A 19151-nucleotide genomic window follows, 5' to 3' on the forward strand; every position below is an offset into this window, starting at 1 on the left:
CGTCAGGGCCGCACCACCCAGCGCACGTCTTCGAGCGCCAGCAGCAGTTGCTCGGGCGCGCCGTCCGTAAAGAAGTTCAGGCGGAAATCCATGGCGGCGCCGCCATCCGTGGTCGGCTGCTGCGTGTCATACCATTGCTGCACCTGGGCCACCAGGGCCATGGGCGCGGCGGGAGGCTGGGCCGCATCGATGGGCGCGAGCACGGCCGGCAGCAGGCTGACCGGCAGCGAGGTGCGGGGAAAGCCCGCCACGGCCGGCATCACGCTGTAGGAATAGCTGCCATCCATGGCGATGCGCACGCTGCCCGAGGCGCCCGTGAAGAGGGCGTTGAAGAAGCCTCGCATATAGGCCGCCACATCGCTGCCGCCCACCGGTGCGACTTGCCGCAAATCATAGCCTTGCCAGCTCAGGCGTGGCAGGATGGGGTCGCTGAACTTGACGACCGGCGTCTGGTACAGGAAGGCGTGCATGGTCGACACCTGCGTCTGGCTGGGCGGGCACAGGTAGCGGTTGCGCTGCACGTACAGCGAAGCCTGGGCGTTCTTGTACACCATCACGTTCAGCCCCGGCATGCGCACCTCGCGGCCGGTATTGGCCAGCGCGGCGGCAAACGACAGGTCGGGCGCGTCGGCGGCGATGGCCGCGTAGCGGTAGGCCAGCAGCGCATCGGGTGGCGTGGGCGTGGCCGGCGTGGCCCGGTACTGCTGCGCATCGATGTCGAGCACGGGCACGGGCACGCTGACGGTGCCGTTGCTCAGGGTGCCGGACAGCGGGTCGTAGGTGGCGGGCGCGCCGCCGACGGTGACATTGAGCAGCGCATACCAGGCGTCGCCGCCATGGTCTTCCAGGCGCGCGTCGAATTCCACGGCCACGCTGGCCTCGCCTTGCGCCGCCGCCAGCCGCGCCGTGCCGAAATGCTGGCCATAGCTGGCCGCCACCTGGGTCACCAGCTGCTGGAAGGCGGTGGTGGCCAGTGTTGCCTTGGCGACACTATCGGGCGTATCCTGCTTGCCGTCGAGGGGCGCGAGGAAGGCGTCGAGGTCAGCCGAGATCAGCGGATAGTTGCTGACGAAGGCGGCCAGCGCCGTGAACAGGTCGGGACCGGTCGCCGCGGACAGCCTGGCTACCTGCGACGGCACGTTGAGCACGACGCTGACGTGCACGGCATCCTGCGCCGCCTGGCGGTAGGTATAGCTGAAGCCGTAATCCCACTGGGCCAGCTGGGCCGGCTGCAAGCCACCGGCGGCCAGGCGCATGCGGCCGCCCTGCGGCGCGGCGGACGCGGTGGCGGTCTGCCGGTTGACCGTGGGCGGCACGGGCAGGGCGCGGTTCAGCACGGGGATATATTGCGTGCCATTGCCCAGCGGTACCTCGAACGGACCGGTGATGAACAGCAGCCACTGGCTTTGCAGGTATTTTTCGATGCCGGGCACGGGGCGCTGGTCGAATTCCATGTGCGTGATCTGATAGCGCAAGTCCAGCGGCACATAGGCCTGGCCTTCGACGTTCTTCGAGATGAAGTTGAATGACAGCCGGCTCTGGTCCTGCGCGGCCGTGCCTAGCAAAGGCAGCCGGGTCGGGAACAAGGTGTAGTTCTGGTTGCCGTCGCCGGCCGCGCCGTCGGCTGTGCCTGCGCCGGCGGGCTGGCCGTACAGCGCTGGCGGCGCGCCCTCGTCTTCGTCGTCCGCGCCCGTGACCTGGTCCACGCCGTACACCACCACGGCGCCGGCGGCAAAGGCCGGCCCCAGGGTGGTCAGCAGCTGCTGCCGCATGGTGGCGGCCGCGCTGACGCGCGTGGCTTCGTCCCCGGCGCTGCTGCTGAGCACGGGGCTGACCGTGGCGCTGATGACGTCGGCCAGCGTCTGTTTCGCCTTGAGTACGAGGCCCAGCTGGCCGCTCTGCAGCGGATCGGCGACGCCGTTGAGGCGATCGAGGATGTAGGCGGGCGGCGCATAGGTGGCCGAGAGGAACTTGTCGATGGCGTCGAGACAGCTTTGCAGCCACAGGTTCAGGTCGACGCTATTGAGCGTCAGCGCATGCGGCGTATTGGTTGGATAGGCGTCGATGCTGACCGTGCGGCTTTCCAGCGAATTGGCGACGGGCAACGGCGCGTAGTAGCTGGCTTGCTGGCCCAGGCGGAAATGGATGCCCTGGCCGGGCGTGTTGCTGAAACGCACGGCGAACAACTGCTGCGTCTGCTGGCCGGCGCTGCCTATGCGCGTCAGCCCCGCGCCCGCGCGCATCGACCATTGCGGCGTCTTCAGGCACGCTTCGAGCGCCTTGGCAAACGTGGTGAAGCTGGACGCGCCGCCATTCGTGTCGGCCTGCGGCAGCACGGCGCTGACCACGCTGGCGCCGTCCGGCAGGGCCGCCAGCGCGGGATCGAGCAGGATGGCCTGGCGCGTCAGCACCAGCGCAACGTCGAGCGCGATGCGGTTGGCGCTGGCCAGTTGCGCCAGCGGCACCGGCACCGACAGCGTGGCGGCGGGCGCCGTGGCACTGCCGCCGCCGGCCAGGGCTTGCAGGTAGATGACGCAGGCGGCGGCGAAGTCGCGCACCTGGCGCGACCGGGCCTCGTCCAGCGGCTGCAGCGGCGTGGCCAAGAGCGAGTTGCTGAGGGAGATGCTCACCGCATTTCCGCTCAGTCCGGGCACGCCCAGGCCCGTATAGTCCTGGTGCAGCTGGAAGTACAGACGTTGATAGAAAGGCAAGTCTTGCGCCGCGTCGGCTGGCGTGGCGTAGGCCAGGCCATCCATGCGCAAGGTCAGCAGCAGCGCGGGCGCGCCGCCACCATCCGTGCCATACAGGTAGCTGGCCTGGACTTTCGGCCAGGCGGACAGGCCCAGCAGGCGATCCGTGTAGCGCAGCGGGGCGGGGGCCTGGTCCAGCGCTCCCGTGTAGCCGGCCGGCGGCGCTTCGAACGGCGTGACGGTGGTGTTGCCGAACAGGTCTTGCCAGCGCAGGGCCAGCGACGCATGGCCGCCCACGCCCAGGTAGGGATTGTCGGCGGCGGGCGGCAGGCCGGCCGGCGGATTGGCCGGCGCCGCATTGAGCGTGGCGAACGGCCGTCCCTGGCTGTTGTTGCCCAGGTAGCCCAGCGCCTGGCGGTAGTCGTAATCGGCCAGGGCCGCGGCCGCATAGCGCCGGCGGTGAGTTTCGCCATCGTCGCCATTGTCGCCGCCATCGCTGTCGTTCGCATGGTCTTGCGGTCCGAAAGGCAGGCTGTAGGGACTGGGCAGGAAGAACGGGTTGCGGCCCAGGCCGGCCGACAGCGTGTTGTACAGCGCGGACAGGGTCGCCTGCGCATATTGCTGCTGTTGCTGCGGCGTGGGATTGGGCGGCAGCACGGGCACGCCGTCGTTGGTGCGCTTGAGCTGGAACGACAGGTTGCCCGGCGCCAAGGTCGCTTGCGCATCGAGGGCCAGGCTGTCGACGTCGAGCACGGCGCCATCGGCGTACAGGCCTTCGGTGGCGGCCGCGCCCAGGGCCAGGGCGTCCACCGACAAGCCGTAGTAGGCGGCCAGGGCGGCGAAGGTATTGCCGGGACCGCCAGAGGCGGCGGGCACGCGGTAGACGAGCGGCGGAATGCGCATGGTCGCGCCCAGCGCCACCGTCACGCCGGGATTGTAGGCGGCGATCTGTGCCGCGCTCAGCGGGGTGGCGCCGGCCGAGTAGTACGCGGCCAGCTGCTCCAGCGCTTGCGCGGGCGCGGCCATGTCTTGCTGGTTCAGCTGGTGCAGGATGCCGGCCACGGGCACGCTGGCGCCGGCGCGCAGCGGCCGCGCGGCGTTTTGCCGCGCCAGCTGTCCCACGCCCATGCCGTACGTGGCGGCCACGGCGCTCAAGGTGCGCGTGGCGGCCAGGGCCAAAGGCTGGCTCTTGGCCGGCTTGCTCAGCGATTCGAACACCAGCACGTCTTGCTGCGGATCGATCGCTTGCGTCGTCAGCAGGGCGTTGACGAAGTTCGGCACGGTGTCGGCGGCGCCCGCCGCCTGGCGCGCCTGCGGCACCACCAGGGTCAGCGTGGCCGTGCCCGTGGCGTCGAAGACGGATGGGGGCAGGCCGGCGCCCGACACCATGTCCTCGAAATACAGATAGTAGCCGCCGCCGCGCACCACCGATTGCTCCCACAGCAGCTTGATGAATTGCGAGGGGCTGTTGGCTATGCCGCGCGGCAGGACCGTCCCCGCCGCGTCCAGCAGCATGCGGCTGGCCGGCGGATGGCTTTCCGTGGACAGATTGGTTTGCGTCAGGAAGCACAGGTAGTCGGCATCGGCCTGGCCCGTCAGCGCCACCTGGTCGCTTCCGCCTTCGCTATACAGCAGGAACAGGCCGGCCACCAGGGTTTCGCCCACGGCGGCCATGCCGCTCAGCAAGTATTCCAGGCGCTGGGCGTCGGCGGCCGACGGTCCCACCAGCTCGTATACGTGGGCCAGGGTGGCGGCGCTGGCCAGCGCGGTGCCGCTGGCGTCGTTGGTGGCCACGGTGGCGGCCGGCATGCGCGTGATCTGGAAGTCCACGCGCGTGGCATAGGCATAGCCGCTCAAGTCCTGGAACACCGTGCTGCTGCTGTTGGGCGGCGTGTTGCCGATGCGGGGACGATAGGCGGGCATCAGGGCCAGTATGTCCGCGTATGGCGCCTGGGGGTACAGCGTCTGCAGCGTATCCTGGCGCTGGGTGATGCTGGCCAGCATGGCGTCGGGCAATTGCCACAGATACGGCGCGGGCGTGGCCTGGCTGGCGGCGGCGCGCGCCCCTGGCGCGGCGCCGGACGTCACGGCCGTCAGGCGCGTCAGGTCGGCGGTGATCCAGGCGGCGTAGCCTGCCGCAGGGAACTGGCGCGGCTGCAAGGACGCCAGCGGCAGGATGTGCAGCGCAGGCGACGGCACGAAGTTGCCTGCCTGCGCATACGCCAGCACGCCCGACAGCAAGCCGTATGCGGCGCCCAGGTCGATGGGCAGGCTGGTGCCGGGCGCGCCGGCGAAGGTGATGAAATCGAGGGCGACGCCATGCGAAACGGCATTGCGTCCCAGGCCGATGCGGTAGCCTCCGGCGGCGCTGGCGGGCGTGGGGAATTGCTGGCCCGTCAGCTGGTACAGCGCGTAGTCGGTCTGCGTCTTGCTATACAGGAAGGATGGCGACAGGCTCAGGCCCGCCGCCACCGGCAGGCGCAAGCCATAGGTGATGAAGCGCGCGACCTGGCCGGCGGCCTGGGCCACGGCGCCGCTCGCCTGCACGCCGCTCCACAGCTGCTCCAGCGGCAAGGCGTCGAGGTGGGCGATGGCCAGCCGGCCCGGAGCCGCGGCGAACAGATTGGCGACGCCGGCATTGTCGCGCCCCAGCGCGGCCGTCGTGGCGGCGAAGCGGCTGGCGATGCCGGCCAGGGTGTCGCCGGCGACGGAAGTATAGGCCAGCGGCGGCACGGTGAGAATGGCCGTCGGCAGCAGCAGGTCGGCGCGCGCATACAGCGATGCCTGCTGCGCCAGGGTGGCCAGCGGCACGCCCAGCGCGGCGGCGATGGCGCCGAAGCTGTCGCCGGGCGCTGTGACGTGGCTGACGGCGCCGGCGCCGAAGTCGAAGACCAGCGTCACGCCCGTGCGCAGCGCGCGCGGTTCGGCATTCGCGCCGATGAGCTGGGCCGCGGTGGTTTGCCAGCGCCCGCCGGCGCCGGCCGGATCCGTGTAGCGGGCGGCGATGGCCGCCAGCGTATCGCCGGCCTGGATCACGGCGGACAGGCCGCCGACCTGCAGCGGCAACGCGCCGTTCAGCGGATACGCGGCATTCGGCAGCGACACGTCGTCCGCGTCGATGGCGTTGCCGGCCCGGTTGAAGGCGGCGACGATGCCGGCGATGCTGTCGCCCGGCTGCAGCGCATAGCTGTAATTGTCGAAGGCATCGATGGCCGATTGCAGCAGCGCGCGGCCGATCAGGCTGAAGACGTCGACGAAGATGAAGGCCGCCATCGATTCGGGCTCGGCGTCGTCCTGCGCCAGCAGCGCGGGCTTGGCGGGCGCCTTGCCCACCTTGGCGGCCACCTGGCGCAGCACGCCGGCCACCGTGCTGCGGTACTGTTCCGTCGCCGTCGCGTAGGTCTCGAGGTCGATAGCTTGGGTGCCGGCGCCGCCTTGCGGGTCGGGGACGTCCAGCCGCAGCCCGTCGAACAGCGGGAAGAGCGTGGCGCCGTCCATATTGGCTCCCGGCGCGCTGATGTTCACGATGAAGCTGTCGGCGAGGAAGTGCAGCAGGTCGCCCATGCCGAATGGCTGCATGGCGGGGTCGGCCAGCACCTGGATGCCCGCCACCAGCTGCGCCAGCGTGACGCTGGCGGTCGCGGCGGCTGCCAGGTCCAGCGCCTCGGCGTCGGCCCGCACCGCCGGCTGCAGGGCGTCGAGCAGCCACGGGAAATACGCCTTGCACAGCAGGTCGAACGAGGTCGTGCCGGTGCGCGCGCCGCCGGCGGCCGGGTCCGGCGCATCCATGGCGAACAGGCAGACGAACGCGCCTTGCTGCGCGCTGCTGGCCGTGGCGCCCTGCGGCGCCAGCACCGTGAATTGCGGCGCCGTCACCAGTTGCAGCACCGGCTTGGCATCGGTGCGCAGCACGCGTCGCGGCTGGCGGCGCGGTCCGGCACGCAGCATGGCGGCCTGCAATTCCATCGGCAGGGTGCGCGCACGGCCGCGCGCCAGGCTGTCCAGGCGCAGCGCGCCGCCGCCATCCCACGGCGCGCGGCTGTCGTCGCCGATGCGGAATTGCGCGCTGACGGTGGCGGAAAAGCCCACGGAAATGGTGAAGCTGAAGATGCCCAGGTCGATCTTGACGCGCAGGCTGATGCGCACCGAGGCCGTCACGGACAGGGGGATGGCGCGGTAGGATTCGTAGCCGATCTGCACCGACACGGTGATATTGACGAGCAGCGAAGCGCTGATGATCTTCAAGTCCACTTCGCCGTACAGCATGCCGATCACGCCGAACGTGCCCGTCAGCTTGAAATAGCTGCTTTCCTGGACGCTGCCGGACGCGCCCGCGTTGGCCAGCGCGACAGCGTTGCTGCGGTCGTACGGATGGTAGGTGGCGATCACGCCTTCGATGATGCCGAACACGGTCAGCGCGAAGCCGGCTTTCAGCGGCCCCTTGACGAAGTTGTAGCCCAGGCCCAGCTGCAGGCCCAGGCCGAAGACGATGACGGGATTGAAATACCCGAGATCGGTTTTCGGCACCTGCGTCGCCGTCGCGCCCGACAGCTTGCCGAAATACACGCCGCCCGAGCCCAGCACCGGCACGCCGTAGACGATGGCGCTGAAGCTGAACGAGCGCGTAAAGTCCATATTGTAGGGAAAACCGATGTCGATCAGGAAGTCGCCATTCGTGTAGATCTTGATGCCTATCATCGGCAGCACCACGCTGACGGCGCCGAAGTTCAGGTTGCGGATGCTGTCGGGGAAGGTGAAGTCGATCTGGAACAGGCCCACGTCGTCGCTGATTTTCTTGTACAGGATATCGACCACCAGGCCGGCCAGGCCGCCCATCTTGGGGCTGCCCAGGGTCAGGCGCAAGCCGTACAGGTTGGGATCGTTGAAGACGATCTGGACGTCGACGGCCCACACGCCGGCCGTCTGCAGCACGCCGAAATGCGCGGCGATCAGCCAGTTGCTGTCCGGCTGGTAATACGGCTGGCCGTGCACGCCGCTGCCCGGGTTGACGGGATTGTTCTTGCCCGTGGTGGGCGGCACGCCCGCCAGCGCATCGATGACGGCCTTGGTCGAGCTGAAGTCGGACGCGCCGTTGATGGCCACGCGCTGGCCCAGCATCAGCAGGAAGACCTTGAAATAGCTGGAACCGGCGCCCGGCACGCTGGGCATCTCTTCCACGTCCTGTCCCTTGTCCGGGTCCAGCAAGTCGCCCATGCTGCCTTTGAGCAATGGCGGCACGGTGGCGTCCAGCGCCAGGGTCACCTTGCCGTCCGTATTGCGCTTGAAGACGATGCTGCGGATGACGATGAAGCCCAGGTTGAGGGGTGAACTGAGCGTGTAGGTGGCGCTGAGGCGGTTCTTTTCGCCGGTTTTCAGCGACACGTTGACGGACAGGCCGTCCAGCGTGACCTGGTTCAGCAAGTCCCACGGCGACGGCAGCACGAAATACGGATCGCCCAGCGTGCGCACGAGCGCCTGGATCAGGCTGCCCAGGGACCAGCCCGCCAGGGTGAAGCTGAGCATCTCGTTGCCGCTGGTATAGGTTGCCGTGAAGCCTTCCCAGCTCACGTACAGCGTGTGGTTCGGCCCCTTGTCCGTCGGCTGGAACGCATAGCCGAAGCCCAGCTTCAGATTGATGGCGGTATAGATCCATACGGCATCGGCCTTGCCCGAGAATTGCTGCGCGGCCGGCTTGGCGCCGTCATACTGCACCGAGAGCGTGGCTTTCTGCAAGCCGATCTGTTGCTGGCCAAGCAAGAACAGCCAGGTAAAGGTGGTGTCGACCGTGTAGCTGGTGGCCAGGTCCGTGCTGGGCTTGCCGCTGGGAATGACCGCGTCGATGGCGAACGCGGAAATCTTCAGGTTGCCCGGCAAGAAGACCGGGAAATCATAGATGCCGCCGGCGGCAAAGAATTGCTTGATCATCTCGCCCACGTCGAGTTCCTGCGCGAGCGAGGCGGAGAGGGTCCAGCGGGGCGGCGTTTCCTGGCTGCTGTATGCCACGCTGACGGCCGCCTGCAGGCTGGGGCCCACGCCCAGCAAGCCGGAAATGGAACCGGCCCAGGCCGTACCGGCGCCCGCCTTGCCGGCCTCGACAAGGGCCAGCGCGCCTTCCTGCTTGTCCGCGGCCACCGTGGCGCTGATGCCCGACAGGCTGATCTGGCCATCCGAAATGCTCAGGATGGGCGCGCCGCCCACCGTCAGGAAGGACAGGCTGATGGCGTAGTCGCTGGAAAACGCGAAGGACTGGGCCGCGCCGTCTATGCTCAGCGCGATATTCGACACCTCGGCCTGGATGGTGTCGGGCAGGCTGACGAGGCCGTTCGAGACGACGGACAGGAAGTCCGACAGCGTGGCCTTGCCGGGAAAGCTGGCCTGGAACAGCTGCGCCGAGTTGAATTGCACGTCGAATTCGCCGCCCGGCGTGCCGTCGAGGTTGCGAAATACCGTGGGCAACAGGGTGAAGGTGGTGCCGAACAGGTATTCATAGCGCGACTTTCCGCTGGCCTTGCTCGCCAGCGGCTGGTAAGCCGTCCAGTCGAGGAAGAACGAGGTGATGGTAAAGCTCAGCGCGGGCGTGGGCGCCGGGATGGGCTGCCAGCTGAGATCGCGCACGCTGCGCAGCTGCAGCGTGACCTGGTCCACCGTGGGCGCCGCCTTGGGCGGGATGCTGCCGCTGATGGTCATGCCGCCGAGGCCGAACGACGTCAGGAACTCCTGCAGCACGGCCGGGGTGGCGCGGAAATAGCTGGCGCCCCCGCCGATCAGGCCGATGGCGGCGGCGGGACTGAGGGGCGGCCCGTCGCTGCCCGCTTCCAGGCTGACCGCGTAGTTGCCGTCGCCGTCGGCGTTCGATGGCTGCAGCAGCAGCGACAGCGTGTAATCGGCGGCGCCGGCGCCTTCCACGCTGAGCGTGGCCGTCAAGGCAAGCGTGGCGGCCTGGTCGCCGTCGGCCGCTTCCTCGTCGTCCGCTTCGCCGGCGCCGCGCAGCAGCAGCTGCATGCCGCCGTCGAGCAGCAGGGCGTCGGGCGGCGGCGCATCGACGGGCGGCGGGATCGTCACGGTCAGGCTGGGCGCCGCCACGCGCAAATAGCCGGCGAACGTGCAGTCGAGCTCGCTGAGCGTGGCCGACAGCACGCCGCTGGGCATCAGGCCGCCCAGTTCGAACGTCTTGCCGTCGTACAGCGCCATGTCCAGGTAGCCGCCGATCTGCAGCTTGCCCGGCGGCGCCGCCAGGTCGGAAAACAGTTCCAGAAACGGCGTCACGAAGGCGGGCATGGCCACACTGGCGCTGAGGTTCTGCTTGGCGCCGCCCGTGACGGACAGCGCGCTGTCGCCGCCCCATGGATAGACGCCGTCGGCGCTGGAAAACACCAGCAGCGCGCCCGACAGCGGCAACTCGCTGAACGGCCAGCCGCCCATGAAGGGAAAGCTGCTGTCCCAGTTCCAGTCGGCGGGACTGGCGGCCACCTGCACCACCAGCACGGCCGCGTCATCCCCGCCGTCATCCCCGTCGTCGGCCGACGAGCGCGCGGCGGCAGGCTGCGTGGAAAACACCAGCGTGGCCGGGGTTTGCAGCAGGCCGCCGATGAAGGGCAGGCTCGCCTTGCTGACCGTAAACACGCCGTCGCTCACGGCGCCCACGTCGGCTGCCGCGCAGCTGATCAGGAACTGCGCCGCGTCGATCTGGAATGCCTGGCCGATGATAGCGTCGAATTTTTCGGGCGGCGCGACGTCCGGGTCGGCCAGGCCCGCTTCCAGGAAGGCGGCATCGAGGGCGAACGGGCCACTACTGGCGGCGTTGACGATGGCTTGCTGCAGGTTTTCCAGCGCGGTATCGGTGGTGGCCATACGAACTTGCTCCTTGAATCAGTCATGATGTCCGGGGCGGACGCTCGCACCCGCCCGGACGCTCTGTCTACAGCACGGCAAACAGCGCCAGGTGGTCGCTGGTGCTGCGCAGGTAGCCGTAATTGGCCCAGCCGTTCAGGGTGCGGGCCTGGCCTACGGCATACACGGCCGCCGGCGATTGCGGCCAGGCCATGCCGGCAGGCACGTTCGGAAATTGCGCGGGCAGCGGGCGCGTGCCGATGGGTACGCCCGGGGGCATGCCGCCCGCCACCGTGAACGGCGTGCCCGACACGGGGTTCATCACCGTGAACTGGTAGTTATTCGCCGCCACCAGCGGGTTGACGAGCATATTGTCGATCGAGAAAAAGTTGCTCACCATATCGCTGCCGATATAGTTATAGCCGGGATACGGCGCCGCCACCAACGCGCCGCCGGCCGTATTGTCGGACCACAGGAAGCGCGATTGCTGCGTCAGCTGCTGCTTGGTGCGCTTGGGGCGGATATGCGTGGCCAGGTAACCCTGGTACGCGTCCAGCGTCAGGTTCGGCGCCACCGGCATGGCAGGCGGCGGGTCCAGCAGCGGTATGTAGTTGATCGCGCGCAACTGGTCGTAAGCCGTCGTCCGTCCGCCCGCGCCGGGCGGCTGCGCGTAGATGGCGTTCAGGTTGAAGTCGCCGCAGATCAGCTTGACTTCATTGTGCGGCGCGCCGGCGGGCGGCGCCGCCACGTCGAGCACGCCGCGCAGCAAGATGTTGATGAAATTGGTGGCGCCGCCGTGGTTGGGCGGCGCATGCACGGCAAACAGGGTCAGGTTGCGCGTGATGACGTCGGTCCGGTTGGTTTCCACGAAAGTGACCATGAAGGGCTGGCGCAAGCCGTTGAAATTGACCAGGCCGCCAACGACGGGCGGCACGGCCGGCGCCGGCGCGGGGGCGAAGGCGATGCGCGCCGCCGCCATGCCCTCGGCCAGGCCGCCGTTGTACTGCGCGCCGGCCGGGATGGTGCGCGCCGGCTGGCCTTGCGGGTTGAGCAAATCCTGGATGTCGGGCGCGCCGGCGCCCCCGGCCGGGTAGGCGGCGGGCACGGCGCCGGCCGCCACGGCCGACACGCCGCCGCCCGTCCACACGTTCGGCCCCGTGAAATAGCGCCGCACTTCCGTGGGCGTGCCAACCGTGCCCGATATGCCGCGGTACAGCACGGCGACCGATTCCGTGCGCCCGCCCGTGCCCACTTTCAGCGGCGGCACCATGCGCCAGGCAGCGCGGTTGGGGTCGGCGGGATCCGTGCGCAACTGTTGCAGCAGGAAGATCGCGCCCTGCAAGCCGCCCGTGTCGGGCGCGAGGTCGCCGGCGCCGGCCGCGCTGGCCGACACCTCGATCAACACGAAGATATCGGGCTGCGTGGCGCGCAGGATGGTCAGGATGTGATTGCGGCGCTGCAGCGCGGCCACGGCCGGCAGGTTGCCGCCGCAGCGGCCGCCTTCGCCATAGCGGGGCCGCTTGCGGCTGGGATTGTTGACCTTGTTGATGCCGAAGTTCTCGATATTCCAGTACACGACGTTGGTCATGCTGCGCTCCCCAGTGAAATGGCAGGCAATGGCAGCGCGGCCAGTGCCTGCTCCTGCTGGGCGGCCGCATCGGCGATGTACGCGGCATACCAGCCCAGGCTGCCCGTATTCTTCGGGTCGCCAAACAGGAAGAACTGGATGTTCGCGTCGGGCGGCAGCTTGGCAATGCCGAGGAACTTGATGGCGATATTGTCGAGCCGCAGGCAGTAATAGTAGGAGTCGCCGTCGGGCACTTTTTGCCGCATCAGCCCGATATTGTCGATGGCCAGCTTGAAGATGCCTTGCAGGCTGATCAGCCTGGCGCCCGGCGCCGCGCCGGGCAGCGACAGGCCGACGAAGACGGCTTGTTCGTCGTCGTCGGCCGTGCTGGCGGGCGACCAGGCCAGCAGCAGGGTCGAATGGAAGCCGGCGGCCGAGACGAGCGCGCCCGGCCCGCCCATGGTGACGTCGTACACGATGCCGTGCCATGGCCCGTCGAGCGTGCCCAGGTTCAGCGCCGTGCTGACGGGCAGGAAGCCGAAATCGGCCGGCTTTTGCCCGTCCGCGGCCGCGATAAAGCCCGACAGTTCCAGGCCGAAGCCCTTGAACAGGCTGTCCGGCCTGGCCTGGCTAGCGTCGAGGTCGTAGGCCAGGTTGGCCGTCACCTCGTCGAAGCGCACGGCCGACGGCGTCGTCTGCGGATAGCGCATGTCGATCACCAGGTTGGAAAAGGCCAGGCCTGCGCCGTCCGGCGGCAGGTCCGGCGCCAGCGCGCCGAACGACAGCAGGTCCAGCACGGCGCCCGTGCGGTCGTCCAGGCTGGCGAAGTCCAGCGTGCCCCAGACGGAAAAACGGTTCAGCACGGTCGCGCCCGCGTCGGTGGTGCCCAGGCAGTTGAACTGGATGCGCTGGAACGCCACGTGGCGCAGCAGGTTGCTGTCGAGGCTGAATATCGACGGCGTCGCTTGCTCGAAGATGTAGATGCCGGTGCCGTTCTGGTCGATATAGCTGCCGTCGAGCACCACGCCGTTGTTCGGCATCGCATTGCCGCCGAAGGTGGTGGCCGTCACGCGCGAGCCGAGCAGGCCGTTGACGGCCAGCTGCACGTAGCTCTTGAAGGTCTTGATGACGGCATTGTCGAACAGCACCTGCAATTGCAGCACGCGGAATGCATAGTTGTCGGTGTCGGGCAGGGCGATGGGGGTATCGGGCGGCAAGCCGTTGCGCTGGCCGGCAGCGAAGGCCGGATCCTGGTAGTCGACCAGGCCGAAGGTGCTGGAATTGCCGTTGAGGGTGATGCTGCCGTCGCCATGCACCGTCACGCGGCTGGCCGTGAAGCCGAAATGGTGGGCGATGAAGCGCGTCAGGTCGAGGCCGGCCGCGATGCCTTGCAGGCCGGGCGGCAGACTGGACGGATCCAGGTCCGCCTGCAGCACCAGCACGCCCGTCCAGGTGGGATCGCTGACCAGTTCCAGGAAATGCCGGTACGGCGATTCGGGCTTGTCCGCCGCCAGCACCTCGGCCGCTTCGATGACATCCTGCAGCCATTGCGACAGCCCCGTGTAGGCGATGCCCTGGACGTCGGGGCCGGCGTCGGCGGCCAGCGAAAAATCGGGCGCGCCCGACCAGGCGTTCGGATTGGCGACGCGTTCCCTGACGCTGCCGCTGCAATACTTGAGCAGCATCACGTTGCGGTAGGACGTGGGCGTCACGCCGACGCCCACCTGCGCTTGCATGGTCCAGCCCGCGATGCCCACGGTATTGTCGAAGTGCGCGGCGCCGTCCGACAGGTGGGCCGCGTTGACGGCCACGAGGAACAGCTGGTTGGTCTGCAAGGCATCCTGCAAGGTCGCGTCCGGGAAGCGGAAGCCGAACGGCAAGACCTGGCCGCCGCCCAGGGTCTGACCCAGGGTCACTGACAGGAAGGCGTCCTGGTCCTGCGCCTGGCTGGACACGGTGGCGACCGCTCCCTGCGGCGTGGTGCGGTAGTGCGGCGCTTCCGCCACCGCGTCGCCGGCGGCCAGTCCGCGCACGCGGCGGCTGGCGGCCGCACGCGCATGCCAGGTGGCGCTGGCGCCGCTGGAAATGACGGCCTTGCGGGTGGCGGCCACGATGCTGCTTTCAAAGCTCGACAACAGGGCGGCGCTGACATCCAGCGGGCCGCCGCTGACGGCGCCTCCATACGGCAGCAGGGGAAAGGCGTGCGCGGCGCCCTGCGGCACGGGCAGCGAGGGCGGGGTCGAGGCGAGCACGGTATCGGCGGCCACGGCGCGCAGCAAGGCGGCGGCTCGGGCGGCCGGCGGCAGACCGTACATTGGACTGCCCGCCGGCTCCGCATGGTATTGCGGCATGGCCGCGCCGCCCTTGAGCACGCTGGCCCAGCAACTGAGGTAATCGGCCGTCAGCGGCGTGGCCACGTTACCGGAATCGGGCAAGTCCAGGGTCGCTGCCTGGAACGGAAAGACGGACGCGTAGGCGGGCGAGGCGGGCACGAACAGCAGGCTGTCATTCTCCGGCGCGGCGCCATCATAGGTGGTCATGCTCAGCTGTTCAGAGCCGAAGATGCCGCATAACAAGTTTGTCTGCGCCCCGTCAGCCTGGCCGATGGCGCTCAGGGCGAAGCGCCCGGCCGGCGTCAGCAGGGCCTTGCTGGTGGCGGGCTGGGAAGGCGACTGCGCGGCGCAGCCGAAGGCCAGGGCGCCCGACTGTAGGCCGATCACGGGCGGCTGCCCGCTGGCGGCGCCCAGCGGCCGCAAGATCGTCGCATGGCCCAGCGCCGTGCGGTAGGTGGACGGCAAGGCGGGCCGGTCGGCCGGCAGCAAGCCGCAGCGCAATACGCCTTCCAGCCTCGCCTTGGCGGACAGCTTCTGATTGTAGGGATCGAGCGGGTCGACCGTGCCGACCCAGGCCAGGCTGGCCGACAGCTTGGCAGGCGCGCTCAGCGCCGGGTAGAGCAGCTGCTGCAGCTGGCCGCTGGCCGTGTCGCGCGCGGTCATGGGGAAGCCGACGGCCAGGCCGCTTGGGCCGAAGGTGACGGGAGGGTTGACGGTGGCCGTAAACGTCAGGCAGCCCGCATTCGCGCCCGCCAAAGGCACGAACGTGCGGATCGTGCTGCCGCTGCCCGTGACGCGTATGCCGATATCGCTGGCATTGCGCTGGAAGGCCAGCGCCGGCGGCGTAGCCAGCGGCGCGGCCAGCCGCAGACTGCCGCTGGCGGCGTCGATGGACAGGCCGACGCCGGACAGCACGTTGAACAGCAGGTCCTGTCCCAGGCGGAAATTGACGTTGGTGCTGGTGGCAAAGCCCTTGGTCAGCTGGTTATAGGTGTAGCTGCAGCCGTAGCTCTTGAAGGAATCAGTCGGCGCTGCATCGGTGTCGCGCAGCCACAGCAGCGCGTTCAGGTTCAGTCCCGGCGCCGATGACTGCCGGTCGATATACGCGACGAGGGCGGCGATGAAGGGGCCGGGCGCCGCGTCCAGCGCCGCCGGACGGGCGCTGGCAAACACGTAGCTGCCCATGCGCTGCGGCGACAGGCTGTCGGCATAGCTGATGCTGTCCGGGGGCGTGGCCGGCGGCGCGACGGGCGGCAGCAGGTAGCCGGCCCACGCATGCTCCGCCTGCGGCGGCGATTCATACAGGCTGACCTTGCTGGCGGGATCGGTGGCGACGAAACTGAAACCCATGACAACCTCCACTCAAGACGCGACTCGGGCTGCGATGCGGCGGCATGGCTGCCGCGCGGCAACGCAATCGTTTACAACGGGTGGGCTCGGAAGGGCGTCGGATGGCCAGGCGGCTTGCCTGGATGCGGTGGCGGGCGGCCATCCGGAGCGCCCGCCCGCAGGCGGGCGCGGAACCGCCGCTTACTGCGAGTTGGAGGTAAAGGTGGCCAGCACGAAGCCCGTGTAGCTATACAAGGTGCCGCTGTCGACGATGTCGCCGGAGAGCAGCACGTTATACAGGCCCGTGCTTTGCGGCGAGTAGGTGACCGTCAGGCCGGCTTTCCACGTGACGACGCCGTTGCCCGTGTCGCTGGCCAGCTTGGCCGTGGTAAAACCCGTGGTGACGCTGGGATTCCAGTACGTGGTGCGGCCCTGGAACTGGAAGGCGATGCCGGTCTGGTTGTTGCTGTCGCCGCTGGCGATGGACAGCGCGATGCTGTTCGGCGTGGTGTTGGTGGTGACGCTTTGGCCGGAGGCCAGCGTATGGTTGGTGACTTCGACGCGAGGTAAGTTAGACATGACATTCTCCATGAGGTGATATCGGCCTGCACTTGCGGTGGGCGCCCCGTGGCCGACAGGTTCGGGGCAGTTGGGTAAGTCGGTAGAAACGGTATAGCGACGGCTTTGCGACCATGCCATAAAAATATGGCGGGACAATACGCAATTTCAAATAAAGACAAGACATTTGATATTAATCAATCCGGAATTGATTAATATTTTTCTTATTTGCTTATTCAAAAAAGTAGTTTCCGGCTATTCGTAATATAACCATGCCGGCTCTTGCGCATGACGAGTAGCGATTCTATGCCTATTTTTTTGCGCGATTCTCTCGAATTGTCGCGAAGGCAAGAATAATGCGGCTTCCGGACGCGGTGCGGGAATGCGCCGCCGGCCATTTTGCGCGGCGGCAGGCAAGCGGGATAGGAAATGCAATTGAATATAAACGGTTTATTGATTTAAATAGATGGCCTGTGCGGCTTTATTGCGCGGCCGGCGCGGGCGGGGCCGGACAGCGTTCAAAAACGGCTACCACCTTGCCAGTCAGCGTGTATTGCGTGCCGTCATCGAGGATGGGGCCATCGATGAGGATTTGATATTGCTGCGGACCGAGCGCCTGGAAACGCAGGGTCAGTCCTTTCTGGAACGTCACGATGGTATCGCCGCGGTCGGCGCCCAGCTGCAGCAGGATATTCGCTGTCGACAATAAAACCGTCCAGTACGCGGTGCCGTTGGCGCGCAGCGCCACCAGGGTGTTGTCATTGATATCGTTGCTGGCCGTGGCGATGGCGTCGCTGTTGACCGTCAGCGCCATGGTTTGCGGCGCCCGGCACGCGGGGGCCGGTTCGGCCAGCTGGCGCGCCAGCGCCGGGGCGTCGCCACCGAGCGATAGCAGCAGCACGGCAGCGAGCCAGGGGCCGCGCCAGTTCAGCTGATACATGGTGGAGGTGGTGTCCCGCGCATGCGACCCATCGTAACGAAATTCGGCCGGAAGAGCAAACGCATGCCGACCGCAGGGCGTCGCCATGGCCGCCAGCCCCATCTGCTATCATCGTGCCGTTTTGGCCAGCGCCGCGGGCGCCGGTCCGGTATTTATGCAAGGAAAAAAATGAATAATCGCATTTCCCTGCTGCGCCAGCGCGGCGTGCAGGACAGCGGCAAGGTGGGCATGATCGAGCTGTTCTTCGACCTCGTGTTCGTATTTGCCGTCACGCAACTGTCGCACGGCTTGCTGGCGCACCTGAGCGCCATGGGCTGGCTGCAGACGGGCCTGCTGTTGATGGCCGTCTGGTGGGTGTGGATTTTTACCTCGTGGATCACCAACTGGCTCGATCCCGAACGCATCCCCGTACGCATCAGCCTGTTCGCCATGATGCTGGGCGGCTTGCTCATGTCCGCCTCGATTCCCGAAGCGTTCGGCACGCGGGGCCTCGGTTTTGCGGGCGCCTACGTCGCCATGCAGGTGGGCCGGCCCCTGTTCGCCTGGTGGGCCGTGCGCCATGAAGAACTGTCGCGCCGCCGCAATTTCCAGCGCATCGCCCTGTGGGCCGTGCTATCCGGCATATTCTGGATCGCCGGCGGCATCGCGTCGCCCGAGCAGCGCATCTTCTGGTGGGGCGCGGCCCTGTTGATCGACCTGGCCGGTCCCTGGATGCAGTTCGGCATGCCGGGCCTGGGCCGTTCCTCGACGGCCGACTGGGATGTCGACGGCGGCCACATGGCCGAGCGCTGCGCGCTGTTCGTCATCATCGCCCTGGGCGAATCGCTGCTGGTGACGGGCGCCACCTTCGCCGGCCTGGAATGGACGGCCGCCAACTGGCTGGGATTCCTGTCGGCCCTGGTCGGCAGCATCGCCATGTGGTGGATCTATTTCGACACGGGCGCCGAGGCGGGCCACCACCGCATTGCCCACTCGAAGGATCCGGGCCGCATCGCCCGCAAGGCTTACACGTATATCCACGTGCTGATCGTGGGCGGCGTGATCGTTTCCGCCGTGGCCGACGAACTGGCCCTCGTGCATCCGGACGAAGCGAGCTTCGCCGGCATCAGCGCCTTGCTGGGCGGCCCGATCCTGTATCTGCTGGGCAATGCCTTGTTTAAATGGGTCAGCAACGACCGCGCCACGCCGCCGCTGTCGCACCTGCTGGGCATCTTGATCATCCTGGCGCTGATCCCGATGGCGTATGGCCGGCTGTATTCGCCCCTGACCCTGGCCTGCATCACCAGCTGCGTGCTGGTATTGGTGGCCGTGTGGGAACATATGGCGCTGCGTCGCCCGCCGCCGGATATTGATCCTTGATATTTGTTTGACCTCAACCGGGCGGCGCGACGCCGTCCGGATCGCTGCGCGTATCGAGTTGCAGCTGCAGGAACGCCAGGTCCAGCCAGGCGCCGAACTTGGTGCCCACCTGGCGCATCAATCCCACCTCTTCGAAACCCAGCTGCTTGTGCAAGGCGATCGAGCCGGCATTGCCCGCTTCGATGCCCGCCACCATCACGTGCTTGCCCAAGCCGCGCGCCCGCGCGATCAATTCCCCCATCAAGGCCTTGCCGACCCCGGCGCCGCGCCGATCGGCGCGCACGTACACGGAATGCTCGACCGTATGCCGAAAACCTTCGAACGGGCGCCAGTCGCCGAACGAGGCGTAGCCGGCCACATTTTCTTCCGCATCGATGGCGACGAGCACGGGATAGCCGGCCTTTTCGCGGTCGGCCAGCCAGGCGGCACGGTTGGCCGCATCGACCGTCCGTTCATTCCAGATGGCCAGGGTATTGCTGATGGCATCGTTGTAGATGGCCGTGATGGCCTCGATGTCGCCCGCGTGGGCATCGCGTATCTGCATG

The 19151-nt window shown here is 67.8% G+C and carries 7 protein-coding genes; 1 reads left to right on the top strand and 6 read right to left on the bottom strand.

The features are described from left to right. Positions 1–2: 2 nt before the first annotated feature. From O3301_RS02630 to O3301_RS02650, 5 genes are all read right to left on the bottom strand, one after another. Complete coding sequence (locus O3301_RS02630; protein ID WP_305055444.1) at positions 3–10541, bottom strand: LysM peptidoglycan-binding domain-containing protein; 10539 nt, start codon at positions 10539–10541, stop codon at positions 3–5. Between the two features lie 67 nt (positions 10542–10608). Beyond that, complete coding sequence (locus O3301_RS02635; protein WP_305055445.1) at positions 10609–12108, bottom strand: hypothetical protein; 1500 nt, start codon at positions 12106–12108, stop codon at positions 10609–10611. Continuing rightward, a complete protein-coding gene (locus tag O3301_RS02640) occupies positions 12105–15770 on the bottom strand; it encodes a hypothetical protein (RefSeq protein WP_305055446.1) in 3666 nt (1221 codons plus the stop codon). Before O3301_RS02640 ends, O3301_RS02635 begins: the two co-directional genes overlap by 4 nt. A gap of 180 nt (positions 15771–15950) precedes the next feature. Then, positions 15951–16328, bottom strand: coding sequence for a hypothetical protein (locus O3301_RS02645; protein WP_251348792.1), 378 nt, complete (start codon positions 16326–16328; stop codon positions 15951–15953). A 460-nt stretch (positions 16329–16788) separates the two neighbouring features. After that, on the bottom strand, positions 16789–17247 hold the full coding sequence (locus O3301_RS02650; protein WP_289905018.1) for a hypothetical protein: 459 nt from the start codon (positions 17245–17247) through the stop codon (positions 16789–16791). A gap of 168 nt (positions 17248–17415) precedes the next feature. On the opposite strand from O3301_RS02650, the gene O3301_RS02655 reads away from it, so the two are divergent. Beyond that, a complete protein-coding gene (locus O3301_RS02655; protein WP_305055447.1) occupies positions 17416–18606 on the top strand; it encodes a low temperature requirement protein A in 1191 nt (396 codons plus the stop codon). Positions 18607–18619: 13 nt separating this feature from the next. Here the strand turns inward: O3301_RS02655 and O3301_RS02660 are convergent, their stop codons facing one another. Continuing rightward, a complete protein-coding gene (locus O3301_RS02660; protein ID WP_305055448.1) occupies positions 18620–19150 on the bottom strand; it encodes a GNAT family N-acetyltransferase in 531 nt (176 codons plus the stop codon). Position 19151 lies beyond the last annotated feature (1 nt).

Origin of the sequence: Janthinobacterium sp. SUN211, assembly GCF_030587315.1 — a bacterium.
Taxonomy (GTDB): domain Bacteria; phylum Pseudomonadota; class Gammaproteobacteria; order Burkholderiales; family Burkholderiaceae_D; genus Janthinobacterium; species Janthinobacterium kumbetense.

Bases quoted from the DNA above. Each gene is read 5' to 3' on its own strand.
- O3301_RS02630 (WP_305055444.1), bottom strand. From the start codon at position 10,541: ATGGCCACCACCGATACCGCGCTGGAAAACCTGCAGCAAGCCATCGTC.
- O3301_RS02635 (WP_305055445.1), bottom strand. From the start codon at position 12,108: ATGACCAACGTCGTGTACTGGAATATCGAGAACTTCGGCATCAACAAG.
- O3301_RS02640 (WP_305055446.1), bottom strand. From the start codon at position 15,770: ATGGGTTTCAGTTTCGTCGCCACCGATCCCGCCAGCAAGGTCAGCCTG.
- O3301_RS02645 (WP_251348792.1), bottom strand. From the start codon at position 16,328: ATGTCTAACTTACCTCGCGTCGAAGTCACCAACCATACGCTGGCCTCC.
- O3301_RS02650 (WP_289905018.1), bottom strand. From the start codon at position 17,247: ATGTATCAGCTGAACTGGCGCGGCCCCTGGCTCGCTGCCGTGCTGCTG.
- O3301_RS02655 (WP_305055447.1), top strand. From the start codon at position 17,416: ATGAATAATCGCATTTCCCTGCTGCGCCAGCGCGGCGTGCAGGACAGC.
- O3301_RS02660 (WP_305055448.1), bottom strand. From the start codon at position 19,150: ATGCAGATACGCGATGCCCACGCGGGCGACATCGAGGCCATCACGGCC.